The organism is Sediminibacterium sp., assembly GCF_030695065.1.
Taxonomy (GTDB): Bacteria; Bacteroidota; Bacteroidia; order Chitinophagales; family Chitinophagaceae; genus Sediminibacterium.
Map to the genome: position 1 here is coordinate 85096 of NZ_JAUYTR010000021.1, position 18611 is coordinate 103706.

Annotated in this window: 23 protein-coding genes and 1 tRNA gene; 21 read left to right on the forward strand and 3 right to left on the reverse strand. The window is 35.9% G+C overall.

The features are described from left to right. Positions 1 to 15: 15 nt before the first annotated feature. Together Q8S25_RS09990 and Q8S25_RS09995 are read right to left on the reverse strand one after the other, a co-directional pair. Entirely contained in the window at positions 16 to 378 is a 363-nt protein-coding gene (locus tag Q8S25_RS09990; RefSeq protein WP_305537302.1) for a four helix bundle protein, read from the reverse strand. A gap of 39 nt (positions 379 to 417) precedes the next feature. Continuing rightward, entirely contained in the window at positions 418 to 1296 is an 879-nt protein-coding gene (locus tag Q8S25_RS09995; protein ID WP_305537304.1) for a nucleoside phosphorylase, read from the reverse strand. A gap of 88 nt (positions 1297 to 1384) precedes the next feature. Between Q8S25_RS09995 and Q8S25_RS10000 the strand changes: the two genes are divergently transcribed. From Q8S25_RS10000 to Q8S25_RS10090, 20 genes are all read left to right on the forward strand, one after another. Then, positions 1385 to 1455 (forward strand) — tRNA-Cys (locus Q8S25_RS10000). Positions 1456 to 1572: 117 nt separating this feature from the next. Next, positions 1573 to 2388: a sulfite exporter TauE/SafE family protein gene (locus Q8S25_RS10005; protein WP_305537306.1), complete on the forward strand. Its 816-nt coding sequence runs from the start codon at positions 1573 to 1575 to the stop codon at positions 2386 to 2388. Positions 2389 to 2470: 82 nt separating this feature from the next. Further along, a complete protein-coding gene (locus Q8S25_RS10010) occupies positions 2471 to 3871 on the forward strand; it encodes a rhodanese-like domain-containing protein (RefSeq protein WP_305537308.1) in 1401 nt (466 codons plus the stop codon). A gap of 111 nt (positions 3872 to 3982) precedes the next feature. Then, positions 3983 to 4297 (forward strand): YHS domain-containing protein, encoded by a 315-nt coding sequence (locus tag Q8S25_RS10015; protein ID WP_305537310.1) that lies wholly within the window; start codon positions 3983 to 3985, stop codon positions 4295 to 4297. A gap of 89 nt (positions 4298 to 4386) precedes the next feature. Then, positions 4387 to 5802 (forward strand): rhodanese-like domain-containing protein, encoded by a 1416-nt coding sequence (locus Q8S25_RS10020; protein WP_305537312.1) that lies wholly within the window; start codon positions 4387 to 4389, stop codon positions 5800 to 5802. Positions 5803 to 5807: 5 nt separating this feature from the next. Further along, on the forward strand, positions 5808 to 6251 hold the full coding sequence (locus Q8S25_RS10025; protein ID WP_305537314.1) for an OsmC family protein: 444 nt from the start codon (positions 5808 to 5810) through the stop codon (positions 6249 to 6251). 89 nt (positions 6252 to 6340) lie between these two features. After that, complete coding sequence (locus Q8S25_RS14740; protein WP_371131591.1) at positions 6341 to 6538, forward strand: hypothetical protein; 198 nt, start codon at positions 6341 to 6343, stop codon at positions 6536 to 6538. A gap of 70 nt (positions 6539 to 6608) precedes the next feature. Next, positions 6609 to 7841 (forward strand): MFS transporter, encoded by a 1233-nt coding sequence (locus tag Q8S25_RS10030; RefSeq protein ID WP_305537316.1) that lies wholly within the window; start codon positions 6609 to 6611, stop codon positions 7839 to 7841. Positions 7842 to 7903: 62 nt separating this feature from the next. After that, positions 7904 to 8143, forward strand: a complete 240-nt coding sequence (locus tag Q8S25_RS10035) for a hypothetical protein (protein ID WP_305537318.1) — start codon at positions 7904 to 7906, stop codon at positions 8141 to 8143. Next, entirely contained in the window at positions 8124 to 8339 is a 216-nt protein-coding gene (locus Q8S25_RS10040; protein ID WP_305537320.1) for a DUF6132 family protein, read from the forward strand. Before Q8S25_RS10035 ends, Q8S25_RS10040 begins: the two co-directional genes overlap by 20 nt. An 11-nt stretch (positions 8340 to 8350) precedes the next feature. After that, positions 8351 to 8644: a thioredoxin gene (gene trxA / locus Q8S25_RS10045; RefSeq protein WP_305537322.1), complete on the forward strand. Its 294-nt coding sequence runs from the start codon at positions 8351 to 8353 to the stop codon at positions 8642 to 8644. Between the two features lie 8 nt (positions 8645 to 8652). Continuing rightward, on the forward strand, positions 8653 to 8964 hold the full coding sequence (locus Q8S25_RS10050; protein ID WP_305537324.1) for a rhodanese-like domain-containing protein: 312 nt from the start codon (positions 8653 to 8655) through the stop codon (positions 8962 to 8964). Between the two features lie 14 nt (positions 8965 to 8978). Continuing rightward, positions 8979 to 9812 (forward strand): universal stress protein, encoded by an 834-nt coding sequence (locus tag Q8S25_RS10055; RefSeq protein ID WP_305537326.1) that lies wholly within the window; start codon positions 8979 to 8981, stop codon positions 9810 to 9812. 12 nt (positions 9813 to 9824) lie between these two features. After that, the gene (locus Q8S25_RS10060) at positions 9825 to 10382 is read left to right on the forward strand and encodes a YeeE/YedE family protein (protein ID WP_305537328.1); all 558 of its coding nucleotides are present in this window, start codon (positions 9825 to 9827) and stop codon (positions 10380 to 10382) included. 3 nt (positions 10383 to 10385) lie between these two features. Continuing rightward, positions 10386 to 10799 (forward strand): DUF6691 family protein, encoded by a 414-nt coding sequence (locus tag Q8S25_RS10065; RefSeq protein ID WP_305537330.1) that lies wholly within the window; start codon positions 10386 to 10388, stop codon positions 10797 to 10799. Between the two features lie 18 nt (positions 10800 to 10817). After that, on the forward strand, positions 10818 to 11894 hold the full coding sequence (locus Q8S25_RS10070; RefSeq protein WP_305537332.1) for a c-type cytochrome: 1077 nt from the start codon (positions 10818 to 10820) through the stop codon (positions 11892 to 11894). 5 nt (positions 11895 to 11899) lie between these two features. Next, on the forward strand, positions 11900 to 13591 hold the full coding sequence (locus Q8S25_RS10075; protein WP_305537334.1) for a bifunctional UDP-sugar hydrolase/5'-nucleotidase: 1692 nt from the start codon (positions 11900 to 11902) through the stop codon (positions 13589 to 13591). A gap of 17 nt (positions 13592 to 13608) precedes the next feature. Further along, a complete protein-coding gene (locus Q8S25_RS10080; protein WP_305537336.1) occupies positions 13609 to 15033 on the forward strand; it encodes an OprD family outer membrane porin in 1425 nt (474 codons plus the stop codon). Between the two features lie 2 nt (positions 15034 to 15035). After that, positions 15036 to 15668 (forward strand): Crp/Fnr family transcriptional regulator, encoded by a 633-nt coding sequence (locus Q8S25_RS10085; protein ID WP_305537338.1) that lies wholly within the window; start codon positions 15036 to 15038, stop codon positions 15666 to 15668. A 26-nt stretch (positions 15669 to 15694) separates the two neighbouring features. Next, positions 15695 to 16090, forward strand: coding sequence for a hypothetical protein (locus tag Q8S25_RS10090; RefSeq protein ID WP_305537340.1), 396 nt, complete (start codon positions 15695 to 15697; stop codon positions 16088 to 16090). Here the strand turns inward: Q8S25_RS10090 and rocD are convergent. Further along, complete coding sequence (gene rocD / locus Q8S25_RS10095; protein WP_305537342.1) at positions 16059 to 17291, reverse strand: ornithine--oxo-acid transaminase; 1233 nt, start codon at positions 17289 to 17291, stop codon at positions 16059 to 16061. The genes Q8S25_RS10090 and rocD overlap by 32 nt on opposite strands. Before the next feature lie 152 nt (positions 17292 to 17443). On the opposite strand from rocD, the gene Q8S25_RS10100 reads away from it, so the two are divergent. Beyond that, on the forward strand, positions 17444 to 18580 hold the full coding sequence (locus Q8S25_RS10100; RefSeq protein WP_305537344.1) for a serine hydrolase: 1137 nt from the start codon (positions 17444 to 17446) through the stop codon (positions 18578 to 18580). Positions 18581 to 18611 lie beyond the last annotated feature (31 nt).

Consider the following 18611-nt stretch of genomic DNA (forward strand, 5'->3'; position numbering starts at 1 on the left):
GGAAGAACTTACCGATTAATTGCGGTAGCTTGATTGTATATTGCTTTCGCAGAAAACGAGGATTTGATCTAATGAAGTTTCTAGGGTAATTAGATCTGACGAGGTAAAATGCCCTAATGTAATGGAGATTTTCATTTGGGTTTTGATTTCCGCATACACTTTAATGAAAAATTCACTGTTCCTTTTTAGGGTCAATTTTGAATTAGTATCTGTAAATGCTGATAATCTATTGCAAACATTAATAATAGACCTTCTTAATTGAGAGGATAGCACAAACTGTTGTTGAATTGGAAGCTTGCAAGTAAGCTCGTACACTTCTTTTGCTACCAAGATGGTTTGTTGATAAAGAGATATGTCGGGTCTTATTGTTTCAGACATTAATCAAATTTACTATCTATACTTCTGATAAAAAAATATTTATTTCATGCTAGACAATATTTCCAAGCTTTTTACGATAAGGCTTTCTACAGCTTTTCCGCCGTCTTTACTAAAGGTTTTTTCTACTCTGTTAGCAACTATTGCACTTAAGCTTAAGCAGTTATGGTTTAATAATTTTCCTAATCCATAGATTGCACTGGTTTCCATTTCAAAATTACTAATGCGATGTTGGCCAAATTGAAAATGGGTCAATTGATTAATTAGATCTGGAAATTGAAGGGGCAAACGCAGAATTCTTCCCTGTGGTCCATAAAAACCTGGGCAAGTAACGGTGATTCCTTGGTGAAAACCGGTGACAAATTCTTTTAAAATATGCGTGGAAGCGGATGCAATATAAGGCTGAAGTCCATTTTGTCCTATTTGAGTATGATCGTTGAATGCATGTAAAATTTGCAACTCTTCTTCGTTATTCAATAATTTGTAAAAATTAAGTAGGTTGTCTATTCCAAGTCCATATGTGCTTGCCACAAAGCTATCCACTGGTATAGAAGCTTGTAACGATCCAGAGGTACCCATTCTAACAATGGTTAGCTTTGTTTGAATAGGCTTTATGGTTCTTGTTTCAAAATCAATATTGGCCAATGCATCTAATTCATTTAAAACAATATCAATATTGTCGGGTCCTATGCCAGTAGATAGAACAGAAATTCGTTTACTTCCCACTAATCCAGTATGGGTTATGAACTCCCGGTGTTCGTACTTTCCTTCAATACTGTCAAAATATTTACTCACTTCGGCAACCCTGCCTGGGTCTCCCACTGTTATAATAGTGTTGGCTAACTCTTCTGGTCTAAGATTAAGGTGATACACGGCACCTCTATCATTAATAATCAATTCACTAGCACCAATCTGGTTCATAATCCATCATTTATTAAGTAAAATTCGGTATTTCTTATTTAGAATTTTAAAATTAGTTTGTTTCCGCTATTTTTGCATCCCATTAAAAGGTCCTGTGGCCGAGTGGCTAGGCAGAGCTCTGCAAAAGCTTCCACAGCGGTTCGAATCCGCTCGGGACCTCCGAAGCACCAAAATGAAACCCTCGAGTAATCGGGGGTTTTTTATTACAATAAAGTGTAACTTTTGTAACCATTTCTCCCTAATTGTTTGTGCAACTTTGTTTTCTAAATTTATTCTATGGTTATTATTGGTTTTTTACTGGCAGCATTAGTAGGTATATCTCTAGGCTTAATTGGAAGCGGCGGGTCAATATTAACAGTTCCCATTTTAGTTTATGTTATGGGAGTTGATCCTGTTTTAGCAACTGCTTATTCTTTGTTTATAGTAGGATCTACCGCTTTAGTGGGTGGAGTACAAAGCGCTATTCAAAAACGAGTAGATTTTAAAACAGTACTAATTTTTGGTATTCCTTCAATAGCAGCAGTTTATGCAACTCGATTATGGCTGGTGCCTTTAATTCCAGCTGAAATAGTTTCAATAGGTGGATTAGTAATTACCAAATCTATTGCACTGATGTTATTATTTGCAGTGGTCATGATTTTAGCTTCTGTGAGTATGATTAGACCTAGTAAAAAAGCGGTTTTAGATGAGTCTGCTCCAATGGTTTATAATTACCCAATGATTTTATTGGAAGGAGCCGTAGTAGGCGTACTAACTGGATTGGTTGGAGCGGGTGGCGGTTTTTTAATAATACCAGCCTTGGTATTATTAGCAAAAATGCCCATGAAACTCGCGGTAGGAACTTCTCTATTTATAATTGCAGCAAAATCTTTAATTGGCTTTACGGGAGATTTACAAGGATCTCAAGTAATTGATTGGAACTTGTTGTTGATTTTTACTGGATTTGCAGTAGTGGGAATCTTTGCTGGCATACTCTTATCTAAGAAAATTCCAGGCGAAAAATTGAAAAAAGCTTTTGGTTGGTTTGTACTAATAATGGGAATTTATATCATTGTTAAGGAATTATTTTTTCCTACTGGCGGTGGGCATTAAATGCAACAAATGTTACCAAACTACTATTTTAACGAGCAGATATTTGCATAATAATTTTAATAAAACTTAAATACGAAATCATATGTTTTTTCAACACGTTTACGACAAGAGTTTAGCACAAGCAAGTTATTTTATTGGTTGTCAAAAAGCAGGTGTTGCTGCTGTAATTGACCCCAAAAGAGATGTGGATACCTATTTAGAAATTGCGAAGGCCAACAATATGACCATTACGCATATTTTTGAAACACATATTCACGCCGATTTTTTAGCTGGCTCAAGAGAGTTGGCACAATTAACTGGAGCACAACTTTATTTGTCTGATGAGGGTGGTGAAGGTTGGGAATATGAATTTCCACATGTTGGCTTAAAAGACAACGATATTATAAAATTGGGTAACCTTAGTTTTAAAATTTTGCATACTCCTGGTCATACACCAGAGAGCATCAGTTTCTTATTAACCGATCATCCTGCTAGCAATGAACCAGTGATGTTATTTACCGGAGACTTTGTTTTTGTAGGCGATATTGGTAGACCAGATTTATTAGAAAAAGCTGCTGGAATGATAGGTACTCAAGATAAGGGTGCAAAGCAAATGTACCAGAGTATTAAGAAGTTTAATGCTTTAGCAGATTACATTCAGGTATGGCCTGGGCATGGTGCAGGATCTGCTTGTGGTAAAGCTTTGGGTGCTGTTCCAAGCACTACGGTAGGTTATGAAAAAGCACGTAACTGGGCATTTCAATATCCAACTGATGAAAATGGATTTACAAAGTATTTATTGGCAGATCAACCTGAGCCGCCAAAATATTTTGCAATGATGAAAAAGTTGAATAAAGTAGATCGTCCTTTATTAACAGAAGTTCCCAAGCTTAAAAAATTGACAATAGAAGAAGTAAATAGCAATATGGCTAAAGGAGTAAAGCTGTTAGATGCAAGACCAAAAACTGAATTTGCTGCTGGTTTTATTCCAGGTAGTTTAAACATTCAAGGTAATAATTCATTTGCAACTTGGGCAGGCTGGTTTTTAACTTATGATGAACCTTTCATGATTTTAGCGGATGAGTCTATGTTAGATGATTTAACTAGGAAGTTAATGAGAATTGGCTTAGATAATATAGCAGGTTATTTGCCATCTGTAGCCGAATACACTAAAGCAGGTGGTACTTTAGAAAAAGTAAATCTGGTTGAATTGGCTGAAGCAAAAACATTGGCAAATGATTCAACTGTTCAAGTAATTGATTTGCGTGGAGTGGCAGAATTTAATTCGGGTCACTTAAAAGGAGCCGACAATGTATTTGTGGGAACTTTGCCAAATAACTTAGATAAGATTAGTAAAGACAAGAAAGTAATGATTCATTGTCAGGGTGGAGATAGATCTGCAATAGCTTATTCAATCCTTGCAAAAAATGGGTTCAAAAATATTGTTAATTACTCTGCAGGTATGAATGAGTGGTTGAATGCCGGTGAGCCGGTTGTAGATTAGTGCTTGCTATAGTTTAATTAGAGCTGCCTCCCCCAGGCAGCTTTTTTTATGATTATACTCATTTTTTAGCAAACGCTTGTCTTGTAATTTTGTAAAAAATAAATAAATCAAATGCATTTGAAATTCTCTTTTTCAGCCCTTCTTATTGCTTTTTTATTTGCCTCATGCGCTAATAGTGAAACTGCTTCATCGCCTTCTTTGGAACCTGTAAAACATGGTACAACAATGCAAGTTGCTGTTTCTGATTCTTTAAAGAAGTTTACTGCAGAAATGGTAAGCAATAAAAGAGATTTTATTTGCGGCATGCCAGTGACTGCTGGAATAGCAGACACCGCTCATTACAAGGGTAAAGTATATGGTTTTTGTGCATCAGAGTGTAAAGACGAATTCTTGAAATCTCCTGATGCCTATACTGCTAATAAATAATTTTAGAACAGTCTATATGTAACTTTTGATACGATGATTCAATGGATTGTTTCAGAAATTTACAATATAAATAATACAAAATATTAGTTATGAAAATTGAGCAAATTTATACTGGTTGTTTAGCACAAGGTGCATATTATATTGTTTCTAATGGGGAAGCAGCAATTGTTGATCCATTGCGTGAAACAAAACCTTATTTGGATAGGTTAACAAAAGACAATGTACAACTTAAGTATATTTTTGAAACGCATTTTCATGCAGATTTTGTTAGTGGTCATGTAGACCTTAGTAATAAAACAGGTGCTCAAATAGTATATGGTCCTACTGCAAAAGCTTCTTTTGACTGCATTACCGCGAATGATGGGGATACATTTAAAGTAGGTGATATAACAATTAAAGTGTTGCATACACCCGGTCATACTATGGAAAGCAGTACATATTTATTAATAGATGAAAATGGAAAAGAGCATTGCATTTTTAGCGGTGACACTTTGTTCTTAGGTGATGTAGGTCGTCCTGATTTAGCACAGAAAGCAGCAAGTATGACAAAAGAGGAATTAGCTGGATTATTATATGATAGTTTGATGAATAAAATTATGCCTTTGTCGGATGAACTTGTTGTTTATCCTGCTCATGGTGCTGGAAGTGCGTGTGGTAAAAATATGATGACCGAAACAGTAGATACTTTGGGCAACCAGAAAAAAGTAAACTATGCGTTAAACCAGCCAAATAAAGAAAGTTTTATTAAGGCAGTTACCGAAGGGTTATTGCCGCCTCCAGGCTATTTTGGCATGAACGTAGCAATGAATAAACAAGGCTATGCTTCATTTGATAAAGTGTTAACAGCGGGAACTACGCCTTTGACTGTTGAGGCTTTTGAAGCTGCAGCCGAAGAAACCGGTGCGCTCATTTTAGATACTAGAGATCCAGATGGTTTTTTCAGAGGTTATATTCCTCAGTCTGTAAATATTGGTTTGAATGGTGATTTTGCACCATGGGTGGGTGCGTTAATGGTAGATGTTAATCAACCCTTATTATTGGTTTGCAATGAAAACAAACAGGAAGAAGCAGTAACTAGATTAAGTAGAATTGGATTTGATCATGTGATTGGGTTTTTGTCAGGAGGATATGAAGCATGGTTAAGTGCAGGTAAGCCTGTAGATACTGTTGAAAGAATTGATGCCAAGTTGTTCGAAGAAAATTATGATCCACAAACAGACCAAGTAATTGATATAAGAAGAGAATCAGAATTTGCAGCAGAGCATGTTGAAAATGCGTACAATAAACCGTTGTCTTACATTAACGATTGGATAAAAGATATTGATCCTAAACAACACTTTTTTATGCATTGTGCAGGAGGATATAGAAGTATGATTGCTGCAAGTATACTTCAAGCAAGAGGGTATAGAAACTTTACTGAAATAGCAGGTGGTTACAAAGCAATTGTAGAAACTTCCATTCCTAAAACTGATTTTGTTTGTCCTTCAAAACTCATGAAAATTTAATCATTATGAATAACGCATATCATTACGAAGTTGATTTAACATGGTCAAGTGATAGAAAGGGAACCATAAGTTCACCTGTATTGAACAGCTCAATTGAAGTAGCTACACCTCCTGAATTTCCTAAAGGAATGCCTGGGATTTGGTCTCCAGAGCATTTATTGGTTGCTGCAGTTAATTCATGTTATATGACTACTTTTTTAGCAATAGCCGAAAATTTTAAATTAGATTTTGTATCATTGGATTCAAAGGCGATTGGCTTGTTAGAGCAACCAGAAGGTAAATACATGATTACTACCGTACTTTTAAAACCAGTTTTGGTTATTAAAGATGAAAATAATGCAGAAAAAGCTATGCGTGTATTAGAGAAAACAGAAAAAGCATGTTTAATATCCAACTCAATTAAGTCTACCGTTAAGTTAGATGCTATAGTTAAAGTTGCTCATCATTAATTAGTGAGGTAAAATGGATAAGTCTGCAGCCTATTTACTTGTGGTACTTCAATTTTCTGCTATTAGTTGGTTGATTATTGCGGCATCCAATGTATACGGCTGTACTGTTATTTACTGCAGGGCTTAGTATTGCTTATTTTGATTGGTATAAAGTAGTTATTTGGTTTATATTATTGATTGTTTTAATAGTAAAGCTTCATTGGGAAGAAAGCATGCTGCTTAAACAATTTCCTCAATACCAAACTTATCGGCTGAAATCGTATAAGTTAGTCCCTTTTTTGTACTGATTTAGGTTGAGTAACTTTTGTTACCAAATAGACAACCTAAAAATTCTACCTTGCTTTCTATTACTCCAATATGCAAGGACTAAAAGAAAATAAAACCCAGTTTCTATTATTGGTATTGGTAAATGCTTTTGTAGGCGCAATGGTAGGGATGGAGCGGTCAATTTTGCCTGAGTTTGGTAAAACGGTATTCTCTTTATCTGCTGCAACTGCATTAACAAGTTTTATTGTAGCTTTTGGAATCAGCAAAGCAATTAGTAATTATGCAGTAGGGATTCTATCTCGAAAATTTACTCGCAAACAAATATTGGTGGCAGGTTGGTTAATTGCTTCACCGGTTCCCTTTATATTATTGTATGCCAATCATTGGAACTGGATTATTGTAGCCAATATTTTTTTGGGAATTAGTCAAGGGCTTACTTGGAGCACTACAGTAGTAATGAAAATAGATTTAGTGGGAAGTAAGAATAGGGGGCTGGCCATGGGAATTAATGAATTTGCTGGATACTTATCTGTAGGGTTGGCTGCTTATCTTTCTGCGCAAATTGCTTCGCATTATGGATATGCATTTTATCCTTTTATTCCAGGTTTATTATTTGTATTTGCGGGTTTGGTTATTTCTCTATTCTGGGTTAAAGACACTGCTACATTTATTCATTCAGAAACAACCCATAGTACTATTCCATTGTTAAAAAATATCTGGGCAGCTACGAGTTGGAAGCACCGAAATTTAGGTTCAGTTACCCTAAATGGTTTAGTCAATAATTTAAATGATGGAGTAATGTGGGGTTTAGTACCACTATTATTAGTTCAAAGGTCTTTTACAATTGAACAAGTGGGTATAGTAGCTGGTATCTATCCAATGGTATGGGGGGTATCTCAATTATTTACTGGAAAAATGGGGGATCTTCTTTGTAAAAAACAATTGATAACAATGGGTATGTTATTGCAAGCATTGGCAATTGTTTTATTGGTTGTATTTTCTTCTTTTACCGGGGCAATTATAGCCGCCGTTTTATTGGGGTTGGGTACTGGTTTGGTATACCCCAATTTCTTGACCATTGTTGCAGAAAACGCACACCCAACCCAAAGGGCTGAAGTAATGGGCGTTTTTAGATTTTGGAGGGATGGCGGGTATGTGATTGGCGCTTTATTAAGTGGTTTTTTGGCAGATTGGATGGGGTTAAATTGGGCATTGTATTCCGTTGCAGCTATAACAGCTGGAGCAGGAATAGTTGCTAATTTAAGAATGTGTTGCACGTTAAAGCTGTTTTGGCGTTCTCAGGAGTGCATGCCAGCTGTGTAACCTTTGTTACCAATTTGGCCATTTTGCTATTCTACATTTGTATTCAGTTATATAAATAGATTATGAAGGAAGTATTGTTTAACAATTGGAGTTTTATGCGCATTGTTCGCTTATTGGCAGGAATAGCAATTATAGTTCAGGCAATTGCTAATAAAGATGCAGTATTTGGGGTGGCAGGTTTTTTATTCACCATCATGGCCTTATTTAATACAGGTTGTTGCGGAACAGGGGGATGTTATACACCAGTTAAAAAAACAACAAAAACTACAGAGGAGATCAGTTATGAAGAAGTGGTTAAATAATAATAAGCTTTACCTGATAGGGTCTTTATTAGGCGCTATTGCAGGGTATATTTATTGGCAACAAATTGGTTGCGACTCAGGAACCTGTGCCATTACTTCAAAGCCTTTAAATAGTACGTTGTATGGGGCAATGATGGGCGCATTACTGCTGGGGATGTTCAAAAAAGAAGAAAAAACAAAAACGGCTAATCAATAAAATTTAGTGTTATGACATTTAATGAAATGATACAATCAGATAAACCAGTTTTAGTAGATTTTTTTGCAGAATGGTGTGGCCCATGTAAAATGATGTCGCCAATTTTGAAAGAAGTTAAAGACAGTTTAGGAGACGAGATAACCATTATAAAAGTAGATGTAGACAAGAATCCACAAGCTGCAGCTGCTTACCAGGTGCAAGGTGTACCTACTTTAATTGTATTTAAAAAAGGACAAGCCGTTTGGAGACAAAGCGGAGTTGTTCCTAAAGCTGGATTAGTAAATATTTTACAACAATTTAAATAAATAAAGCCATGAGTATATTTAGTCAATTATTTGGAGGGGGGCCTTCTGTAGATTTAAAATCTGTTATTGAGGAAGGCGCTTTTTTAGTAGATGTAAGAACTCCAGGTGAGTTTGCAGATGGAAATGTTAAGGGGTCAGTCAATATTCCACTTGATAACATTACAAAGGAAATTGCAAAATTCCGTGACAAGAAAAATATTATAGTTTTTTGTAGAAGTGGAAATAGGAGTGGAATGGCCAAATCATTGTTAGAGCAACAAGGTTTTAAAAATGTAATTAATGGTGGTACTTGGCAAAATGTAGCCCAATTTGTTCACTAACCTAAATAATGAAAATGGAAACCTTGAAAATTTTAATACCCACTGATTTTTCAGTTCAATCAGAATTTGCCTATTTAATGGTAAAAAAGTTAGATGAAAAAATCAATACTGAAATTCATTTTTTACACGTATTATCTGTGCCAGATACAGTTACAATGGATACAGCAGGTAATATCAGTACCTGTGGTGAAATTGATGTGGCTTATGTAGAAAAACAAAAAGAAATAGCCGAAAGAAAATTGGCAAATTTGAAAAATCTATATGGCTCAGCAATAAATACCCACTTGTTATTGGGTAAAACAACTGATGCTATTGTAGATTATGCTTCATCTGCAAAAATGGATTTAGTTGTAATGGGAACAAAAGGAGCATGGGGCTTAAAAGAGAAGTTATCTGGAACTGCCACACAAATGGTTGCTCGTAAATCAACTATTCCTGTTTTGTCATTAATGTGTGATCGCTCCGATTTAACCATTAATCATTTATTATTGGTACACGATTTTTCAAAGCCTGCTTCAGAGAATTTACATTTAATGCATAAGATTTTGAAAGCATTTAATCCAACATTGCATTTGTTACAAATTGTTTCAGGCGAAGTTGTTGCAGTTAAAGCAGCAATTGAATTGAATATGCAGCAGTTTGCTAATTTAAATTCAATTGCAAAATTTGAATGCCATATTATTAACGATAAAGATGTTGAGAATGGGGTGATTCATTTTAATCAAATGAACAATATGGATATGATTTGTATAGGTACACATGGAAAAGGAGGGATGCTTCACCAAAGTGCTACAGAAAAGTTAATCAACCATTTATTTAAACCAATCATTTCTTTTCACCTAAAATAATATCTTATTCATATGCGCGAATTAATTACCCAAACCTGGGCATGGTGGTTCTCTGGGGCCATGATTGCCAGCATTATGTTTTTCCTTTTATATTTTGGACAATCATTTGGATTCTCTTCTAATTTGCGCACTATTTGTGCAGCAGCTGGATTAGGCAAGAAAACCAAGTTCTTCGATTTTAACTGGAAAGCACAAACTTGGAATATTGTCTTTTTAATTGGGTCCATTATTGGTGGTTATATTGCTTCCCAATTTTTATCTCAAGGCGGTCCTGTTGATATTTCAGCAGCAACTATTAATGATTTGAGCAAATTGGGTATTGCAGCTCCTGAGTCTTTACAACCAAATGAATTATTTGGTTTAGAAGCTGTATTTAGTTTGAAAGGCTTTTTAATATTAGCATTCGGTGGTTTAATGGTTGGATTTGGCTCACGCTATGCAGGAGGATGTACATCAGGACACGCCATAAGCGGCTTATCTAATTTACAATTCCCGTCTTTAATTGCAGTCATCGGATTTTTTATTGGAGGACTAGCAATGACTTATTTAATCATGCCTTTAATTTTTTAAATAATGAAATTCATTAAATTTTTATTGTTGGGAATCGTATTCGGAATAGTAATGGCAAAATCTGAAGCCATTTCTTGGTTTAGAATTCAAGAAATGTTCCGTTTTCAAGCATTCCATATGTATGGAATTATTGGAACAGCTGTAACGCTTGGTGTAATTGGTGTTGCTTTGATTAAGAAATTCAATATCAGGGATTTTCATGGTAACCCAATCACGTTTTTCCCTAAGGATAAATCTATTGCCCGCTACTTAATTGGTGGAACCATATTTGGATTAGGATGGGCTTTAAGTGGCGCTTGCCCTGGTCCAATGGTAGTGAATATTGGCTATGGTTTTTTATCTATGATAGTTGTATTCTTTTTTGCTATTGTAGGTACCTACTTGTACGGTGTTTTTATGAAAAAGCTCCCTCATTAATTTAATATACAACTTACAATGGAAACCAATCAACCAAACAATAAAGAGCAAGGATTAATTAAAATGATTCAGCGAATGCTGAACTTGATTATAGTGCTTGTTGCATTTATTGTTTTATTGCCGCTGGTGATTTATAATGCAGATACAATTTCAAGTTGGTTTAAGCCGGCCAATCCAAAGGCAGTAACACCATCATTTCCCGATACAAAAAAAGCGGATGAGGCTTCAAAAGAATCAACTGCTAGTGCGTTCTGGCAACCCAAAGCAATGGATGCGGTGGCAGATCCTGCTTTAAGGGATCAAGTTTATTACGGTAGAGAATTAATTGCACATACTGCTAAATATTTAGGGCCTAACGGATCTGTTTTACAAATTACCAATGGGCAAAACTGTCAAAACTGTCATTTGCAAGCTGGCACCATAGCGTTCGGCAATAACTTTGGATCGGTTGCTTCTACTTATCCAAAGTTTAGGGCAAGAAGTGGTACTTCAGAAAATATTTACAAAAGAGTGAATGATTGTTTTGAACGTAGTTTAAATGGCAAAGCTTTAGATTCTTCAAGTAAAGAAATGCAAGCTATTGTTGCCTATATTAATCATATTGGATCTAATGTTCCAAAAGGAGAGAAGGCAGTTGGTTCTGGATTAAAGGATTTGGCTTTTTTAGATCGAGCTGCAGACCCTATGAAAGGGAAATTAGTTTATGAAACAAAATGCCAAAGTTGTCACCAAGCCAATGGAGAAGGGGTATTGAATCCAGACAATATTGAATTTAGTTTCCCGCCGCTTTGGGGTAAACATAGTTTTAACGATGGAGCAGGACTTTACCGAATTACCAACTTTGCAAAATACATTAAATACAATATGCCATTGGGTGTTATCCATGAAAACCCACAGTTAACAGATGAGGAAGCTTGGGATGTTTCGGCTTATGTGTTAGCCCAATCACGTCCGCATATTGCAGTTCCCAAGGATTGGCCTGATATAACTAAAAAACCGATAGATCATCCCTTTGGTCCTTACGCAGACTCCTTTTCAGAAAAACAACATAAATACGGTCCCTTTAAACCTATTGCAGAAAAAGCAAAAAAATAATTCCTATGTCTAATAATAGAAGAAAGTTCATACAACAAATTGGCGCATTGGGTGGAGTTGGATTGGTTTCGGCAACAGGGATGAGTGATGTGGCAGCCGCAGTAGAGAATCAATTAGAAAAAGATTTTATTCCAGAAGAGGGCACTACTACTTTAACTATTTTACAAACTACTGATGTTCATTGTCAAGTTCATCCGCATGACGAATTATTTTGGGAGAATGGGAAATCTGTTTTTAGAAAAACTGGTGGGTACGCCCATTTAGCAACTTATTTAGCAAAGGAAAAAAAGAAAAATCCCAATAGTTTTTTAATTGATACAGGGGATATGTTTCAAGGAAGTGAGTTGTCAGTAAAAACATTGGGTAAAGCAATGGTGCCCATTTTGAATGCATTAAATTACGATTTGTATTTACCAGGAAATTGGGAAGTAATTTATTACAAGAAAGCGATGCAAACTTTATTGGGGGCCTTACATGCTCCCAAAGTATGCGCCAATATGTATCATGATTTAGGAGATGGTAAAAAAGGTGAATTGATTTTTCCTCCCTACCATATTTGGCATTCCAATGGTGTTAAAATTGGATTCATTGGGTATACCGATCCATTGGTTCCAATAAGACAATCGCCTAATTATAGCAAGGGAATCATTTATACTAAACCAGAAGAAAATCTAGCACATTATGTAGATGTATTGAGAAATCAGGAGCAATGTGCTGCTGTGATGGTTATTGCTCATTTGGGTTTATCTCAACAATTGCATTTGGCCAATCAGCCTGAATGCGCTGGTGTAGATTATATTTTAGGCGGAGATACTCATGAGCGAGTTAGAAAACCGATTGTTTGCAAATATGCTAAAGTGGTAGAACCTGGTGCATTTGGTTCTTTTGTTGGGAAGTTGCAATTGAGTTTTAAAGACGGAAAATTAATTGATGATATTTATAGTTTAGATGAAGTAAGTGCAACGGTTTATAAAGCAGATAAAAATATGACTGTTTTAATAAATCAATATGAGCAACCCTTTGCTAATCAAATTTATAAAATAGCAGGATACAGTACCATTCCATTGTATAGATATTTTGTGGTAGAAAATCCAATTGATACTTTAATACTCAATGCATTAAAATGGAAGTTGCCAGAAACCGATATTGTTCTGTCTAATGGCTTTAGGTTTTGTCCTCCAAGAACAACCCCCGATTCAACAGGAAATATTCCCATTACAGAGGGCTTTATTTTTGATATGCTTCCAGTTGATAGCACAGTTAGAACAGGTGCAGTAACAGGTAAACAAATAGTAGATTGGTTAGAGAAAGAGTTGAATAATGTTTTTGCAAAAGATGCAGTAGAACGATTTGGGGGATGGGTAATAAAGTTTAAAGGGATGATAGTTAAATTTGAAGCATTTGCAGAAAAAGGTAAAAGAGTGAAAGAGGTTAAAGTGGGTAGCTCACTATTAGATATCAATAAAACCTATACCATTTGCGCTTGTGAGAGAGATGGTGATCCTGATGATATGTTGTGTAGAATGCGTAATGTAAAGAACCCACAGAATACCCCTTATACTCTGCATAGTACCATGTTAGATTATTTGAAGAAGAATTCACCTGTAACACCCACTCCTGAAAAAAATGCAATTATCCTGGATGCTCCAGATACATTGTTGTCTCAAGTTACAGGAGTGGATTATGAATTTCGTTAATGATTAAATAAACACGTATGCGTTTTATATATTCAGCTATAGCATTATTGCTATGCTCTGCCACCGCATTTTCTCAACACCAAGAAATTACAACAAAGCCCGACATGTGGAAGGGTAAGCAAGAAAATTTGATAGACACTAGTTCATTGTTGTATGCGTTTAAATCGGGAACTGTGAATGGGCATTTTCGGTATTTTTTTATGGCAACTGATAACGCAAAAGCGCTAACTGATTTTTATGCCAATGCAGCTGGGGGTGGTATTAGATTTGAAACGGCTAAGTTTAAAGGATTTCAGTTTGCCGTAAGCGGTTTTTATATTTTTAATATTGGTTCATCAGACCTAGCAAAAAAAGATCCTATAACGGGCCTAGGAAGTAGATACGAAACCACTTTGTTTGATATTGAAGATCCACATAATAAAATGGATTTGGATCGGTTAGAAGAATTTTATCTAAAATACAATTTCAAGAAATCACATATAATTTTTGGACGACAATTGATAAATACCCCCTTTATTAATTTACAGGATGGTCGTATGCGTCCAACTGGTGTAGAAGGAGTTTGGATGGAATTAAATGATTTGCCAAAAACAAAAATTGCAGGAGGGCTATTGTATGCCATTTCACCACGGGGAACAGTAAAATGGTATGGAGTGGGTGAATCAATGGGAATATATCCGTCTGGAATTAATACGGATGGTACTAAGTCGGGTTATCCAGGTAATGTTGAAGCGAGTAATTTAGTGCAATTAGGTATTCATCGTGAAATTTCAACAAGCACCACATTGCATGCATGGAATTTATTGGTTCCTAAAGTTGTTAATGCCGCATTATTGCAATTGGATTATAGCTTGCCTACTCAACAAAAGGGGCATCAGTATTATGGTTCTTTGCAAGCTGTTAAACAGCATGCATTAAAAGATGGAGGTAATGAAGATCCTGCAAAAAGATTCATAGAAAAGGACAATGGTGCTTTTAGTTTTGGAGCAAGGGTTGGATATAAAACACCCATTTGGGATTTCTCTTTAAATTATAATCGTATTACAAAAGAAGGACGGTATTTAATGCCAAGAGAGTGGGGTAGAGATCCATTTTTTACTTTCATGCCAAGAGAGCGAAATGAGGGTTTTGGGGACGTACACGCGGTAGTTGCTAAAGCGGCGTATGCAATCCCTCAGAAAAGATGGAAGTTCAATTTGGCAGGGGGGTATTTTAAAATGCCTGATGTTACTAATACGGTGCTGAATAAATTTGGGATGCCTTCTTATGTTCAAGTTAATGCAGATGTACGTTATGCATTTGCTGGGTTATTTCAAGGAATGGATGCGCAATTATTAATTGTAGGAAAATTAAATCAAGGCGAAACTTACCAACAAGCAAAATATGAATTGAATAAAGTGAACATGCTTCTATATAACTTTGTATTGAACTATCACTTTTAAGCATGAATAAAAATGTGACGCCATTTGATGCAATATTTGAACCAGCGTTGGTAACAGAAATGTACCAGTTTGGTGAAGTAAGACAATTCAAGGAAGGAGATTTGATTATGGATTACGGTAAGTATATCCGTTATATGCCTTTAATCTTAAAAGGCACAATCAAAGTGTTGCGCAAAGATGAAAATGGCAAAGAATTATTATTATACTATTTGTCTAGCAACGAAAGTTGTTCTATGGCATATAGTTGCTGTGTGGAAGCAAAAAAGAGTGAAGTAAAAGCCATTGCAGAAGAAGATGTTGAATTACTAGCCATACCACATATTAAGCTAGAGGAATGGTTGTGTAAGTATCCTAGTTGGAAGAACTATATCATGCGCAGTTTTAATGAGCGTTTCTTAGAATTGCTGAAAAATATTGAGTCTATTGCCTTTCATAAATTAGATGAGCGATTGATTGCTTACCTACGTGAGAAGAAACAGGTAACAGGGTCCAGTGTGGTTAAAGCATCCCATTATTTAATAGCAGACGAATTGGCTACTTCTAGAGTGGTTATTTCTAGATTGTTAAAGCAATTGGAAAATGATGGGCGTATTTTGTTGTACAGAAATGAGATTAAACTGCTGAAAGACTTTTAAGTTAACTTTGCTGCACAATTAAAAAAATGAAACATTCTCAAACCATTGGATTTATTGCTGTTGTACTGGCCATTTTAGTATGCTTTATGCCTTGGGTATTTATTGAAAGTAAAAATTTAACCATCACAGGATTTAAAGCAGAGGGCACTCGATTTGGTAGGCCTGGAATGTTTATTGTTTATATGGGGAGTATAGCCGCCGTTTTATTTTTAATACCTAAAATTTGGGCTAAAAGAGTCAATGTTTTTTTGACTGCCATGGTTTTTGCCTGGGCAGTAAGAAATTATTTATTACTCACTACTTGTTCAGCTGGAGAATGTCCGAAAAAACAAATAGGATTATTTCTCCTACTTGCTTTCTCGGCCATTATTATGATTATGTCGTTTTTGCCTAAGATAGATCTTTCAAAGCAGCAGCAATAATTTCAACACACTCCAAAATTTGTGCTTTGTTAATCACCAACGGAGGCGCAAAACGAATTTTATCTCCGTGAGTTGGTTTAGCCAAAAGCCCTTTTTCTTTTAAAATTAAGCAGAAGTCCCAAGCAGCTTCTGAATTTGGATGATTAATTACGATTGCATTGAGTAATCCTTTTCCTCGAATGGTTTTAATATAAGGGGAGTTGAGCTTACTTAATTCATTGCGTAAGAGTTGGCCCATAGCTTCTGCATTCTCATCAAGCTTTTCCTCTTTAATAACAGTTAAGGCACTCATTGCCACAGCACAAGCCAAAGGGTTTCCACCATAAGTTGAACCATGTTCTCCTGGCTTTATATTCATCATAATAAAGTCGTCGGCAAGTACTGCTGATACAGGTAAAACACCGCCGCTTAAGGCTTTCCCAAGTATTAAAATATCTGGTCTAACGCCCTCATGGTCGCAGGCCAACATTTTACCTGTTCTGGCTAATCCTGTTTGAATTTCATCTGCAATAAATAATACATTGTATTGGGTACATAACGCACGCACTTTAGTTAGGTATCCTTCATCTGGTATAACCACTCCTGCTTCACCTTGAATAGGTTCTACCATAAAAGCTGCTACATTTGGATCTTGTAATGCTCTCTCTAATGCAATGGTGTCGTTATATGGTATTAATTCAAAGCCTGGCATAAACGGACCAAACTGGTGGTAACTACTTGGATCGGTTGATGAAGAAATAGCCGCCAGTGTCCTTCCCCAAAAATTGCCTTCAGCAAAAATGATTTTAGCTTTATTTTCTTCAACCCCTTTTTTTGTATAGGCCCACCTTCGTGCTAGTTTGATGGCTGTTTCTCCTCCTTCTACACCCGTATTCATTGGTAATACTTTATCATAGCCAAAATATGCTGCAATAAATTGCTCGTATTTACCTAATAAGTTATTGTGAAAGGCACGAGAAGTAAGGGTGAGTTTTTTTGCTTGTTCAATCAAGCTTTCAATAATACGTGGATGGCAATGCCCTTGGTTTACGGCAGAATAACCACTCAAGAAATCATAGTATCTTTTGCCTTCAACATCCCATAAAAAAACACCTTCGCCTTTTTCTAGCACTACAGGAAGGGGATGATAATTGTGCGCGCCATATTGATCTTCTAATTGCAAATAGGCAGCTGTAACTGGCGATAATTTCGCAGTTTCCATTGGTAAAAAATTATAGATAAAAAAATTAAATGCTCAGAATAAGTTATCTAGTACCCACAGGATGGTCTAGGAAATCTAAGTTGAAATGTAGAAAATGCATGTTTAGCATAGATGCAAGATAATTAATTATATTCAATCTCAAATTCATCTTTATGCGGTTATTAAAAATGCTTTTTATTGTACTAGTGGTAATACTGGGCGCTTTTTCTGCTTATGCAGTACTATTTGATAAGTCCTATTTATTTAAGGCAGCTTATTATAATTTTTCTGCCATTGACGATTATACCATTTTTGAAAACAATAAAGTGGCCAAAGCCAAAGTAGTGAAGCCTTGGCCTTTAGCAAATCAATACAATAAACAAGCTTACCCAGATAGCTTGAATAGTTTATTAGAAGAGTTAAGAACGGTAGGTGTATTGATGATTAAAAATGATTCGATTTTATTTGAAAAATATTGGGATGGCTACAGTGATAGCTCTTTATCGGGTTCGTTTTCTGTTGCAAAAAGTATTACTAGCATACTTATTGGTGCTGCCATTAAAGAAGGGAAGATTAAATCGGTGGATCAGCCAGTAGGTGATTTTATTCCAGCCTTTGCAATTGGAGATAAAGCTGCAGTTAAGATAAAAGATTTACTGACCATGAGTAGCGGCACCAATTGGAATGAAAGTTACTGGAATCCTTTGGCGGTGACTGCTGAAGCATACTACGGTAACGATTTAAACAAAACCGCAACTGAAGTAAAAATGCTTAATCAGCCTGGTAGTTTACATAAATATAAAAGCGGCGACACCCAGCTACTAGGGCTTATTTTAGAAAAAGTGACGGGCAAAAAATTAAGTGAATATGCTGCTGAAAAATTATGGCAACCCATGGGGGCAAGTCGTGATGCATTGTGGAGTACTGATGGCTCAAATGGCAATACCAAATCATTTTGTTGCTTTAATACCAATGCCAGAGATTTTGGTCGAATTGGAAAGTTTATGCTCGATTCTGGAAAAATTGATGGAGTGCCGGTTATTGATAGTGCATATTGGAAGCAATCAATAACGGCTTGTAATATTAAAGATGAAAAAGGATTGGAATGCAATTATTATGGGTTTCAGTGGTGGCTTGATCCACAACATCCTGAAATTTTTTATGCAAGAGGCATACTGGGTCAGTATATCATTGTAATCCCTTCTAAGAAAATGATCATCGTAAGATTGGCGCATAAAGCTTCTAAGGAGCGGGTGCAAACGGTTCCTAGGGAAGTGCGTGCTTTAATTAATTGGGGACTAAATAGTTAACCATTTTGATTGTACTTTCGCCAAAATACCA

Bases quoted from the DNA above. Each gene is read 5' to 3' on its own strand.
- Q8S25_RS10065 (WP_305537330.1), top strand. From the start codon at position 10,386: ATGAAATTCATTAAATTTTTATTGTTGGGAATCGTATTCGGAATAGTA.
- Q8S25_RS10075 (WP_305537334.1), top strand. From the start codon at position 11,900: ATGTCTAATAATAGAAGAAAGTTCATACAACAAATTGGCGCATTGGGT.
- trxA (WP_305537322.1), top strand. From the start codon at position 8,351: ATGACATTTAATGAAATGATACAATCAGATAAACCAGTTTTAGTAGAT.
- Q8S25_RS10085 (WP_305537338.1), top strand. From the start codon at position 15,036: ATGAATAAAAATGTGACGCCATTTGATGCAATATTTGAACCAGCGTTG.
- Q8S25_RS10090 (WP_305537340.1), top strand. From the start codon at position 15,695: ATGAAACATTCTCAAACCATTGGATTTATTGCTGTTGTACTGGCCATT.
- Q8S25_RS10040 (WP_305537320.1), top strand. From the start codon at position 8,124: ATGAAGAAGTGGTTAAATAATAATAAGCTTTACCTGATAGGGTCTTTA.
- Q8S25_RS10035 (WP_305537318.1), top strand. From the start codon at position 7,904: ATGAAGGAAGTATTGTTTAACAATTGGAGTTTTATGCGCATTGTTCGC.
- Q8S25_RS10050 (WP_305537324.1), top strand. From the start codon at position 8,653: ATGAGTATATTTAGTCAATTATTTGGAGGGGGGCCTTCTGTAGATTTA.
- Q8S25_RS10015 (WP_305537310.1), top strand. From the start codon at position 3,983: ATGCATTTGAAATTCTCTTTTTCAGCCCTTCTTATTGCTTTTTTATTT.
- Q8S25_RS14740 (WP_371131591.1), top strand. From the start codon at position 6,341: ATGTATACGGCTGTACTGTTATTTACTGCAGGGCTTAGTATTGCTTAT.
- Q8S25_RS10030 (WP_305537316.1), top strand. From the start codon at position 6,609: ATGCAAGGACTAAAAGAAAATAAAACCCAGTTTCTATTATTGGTATTG.
- Q8S25_RS10070 (WP_305537332.1), top strand. From the start codon at position 10,818: ATGGAAACCAATCAACCAAACAATAAAGAGCAAGGATTAATTAAAATG.
- Q8S25_RS10080 (WP_305537336.1), top strand. From the start codon at position 13,609: ATGCGTTTTATATATTCAGCTATAGCATTATTGCTATGCTCTGCCACC.
- Q8S25_RS09995 (WP_305537304.1), bottom strand. From the start codon at position 1,296: ATGAACCAGATTGGTGCTAGTGAATTGATTATTAATGATAGAGGTGCC.
- Q8S25_RS10005 (WP_305537306.1), top strand. From the start codon at position 1,573: ATGGTTATTATTGGTTTTTTACTGGCAGCATTAGTAGGTATATCTCTA.
- Q8S25_RS10060 (WP_305537328.1), top strand. From the start codon at position 9,825: ATGCGCGAATTAATTACCCAAACCTGGGCATGGTGGTTCTCTGGGGCC.
- Q8S25_RS10100 (WP_305537344.1), top strand. From the start codon at position 17,444: ATGCGGTTATTAAAAATGCTTTTTATTGTACTAGTGGTAATACTGGGC.
- rocD (WP_305537342.1), bottom strand. From the start codon at position 17,291: ATGGAAACTGCGAAATTATCGCCAGTTACAGCTGCCTATTTGCAATTA.
- Q8S25_RS10010 (WP_305537308.1), top strand. From the start codon at position 2,471: ATGTTTTTTCAACACGTTTACGACAAGAGTTTAGCACAAGCAAGTTAT.
- Q8S25_RS10055 (WP_305537326.1), top strand. From the start codon at position 8,979: ATGGAAACCTTGAAAATTTTAATACCCACTGATTTTTCAGTTCAATCA.
- Q8S25_RS09990 (WP_305537302.1), bottom strand. From the start codon at position 378: ATGTCTGAAACAATAAGACCCGACATATCTCTTTATCAACAAACCATC.
- Q8S25_RS10025 (WP_305537314.1), top strand. From the start codon at position 5,808: ATGAATAACGCATATCATTACGAAGTTGATTTAACATGGTCAAGTGAT.
- Q8S25_RS10020 (WP_305537312.1), top strand. From the start codon at position 4,387: ATGAAAATTGAGCAAATTTATACTGGTTGTTTAGCACAAGGTGCATAT.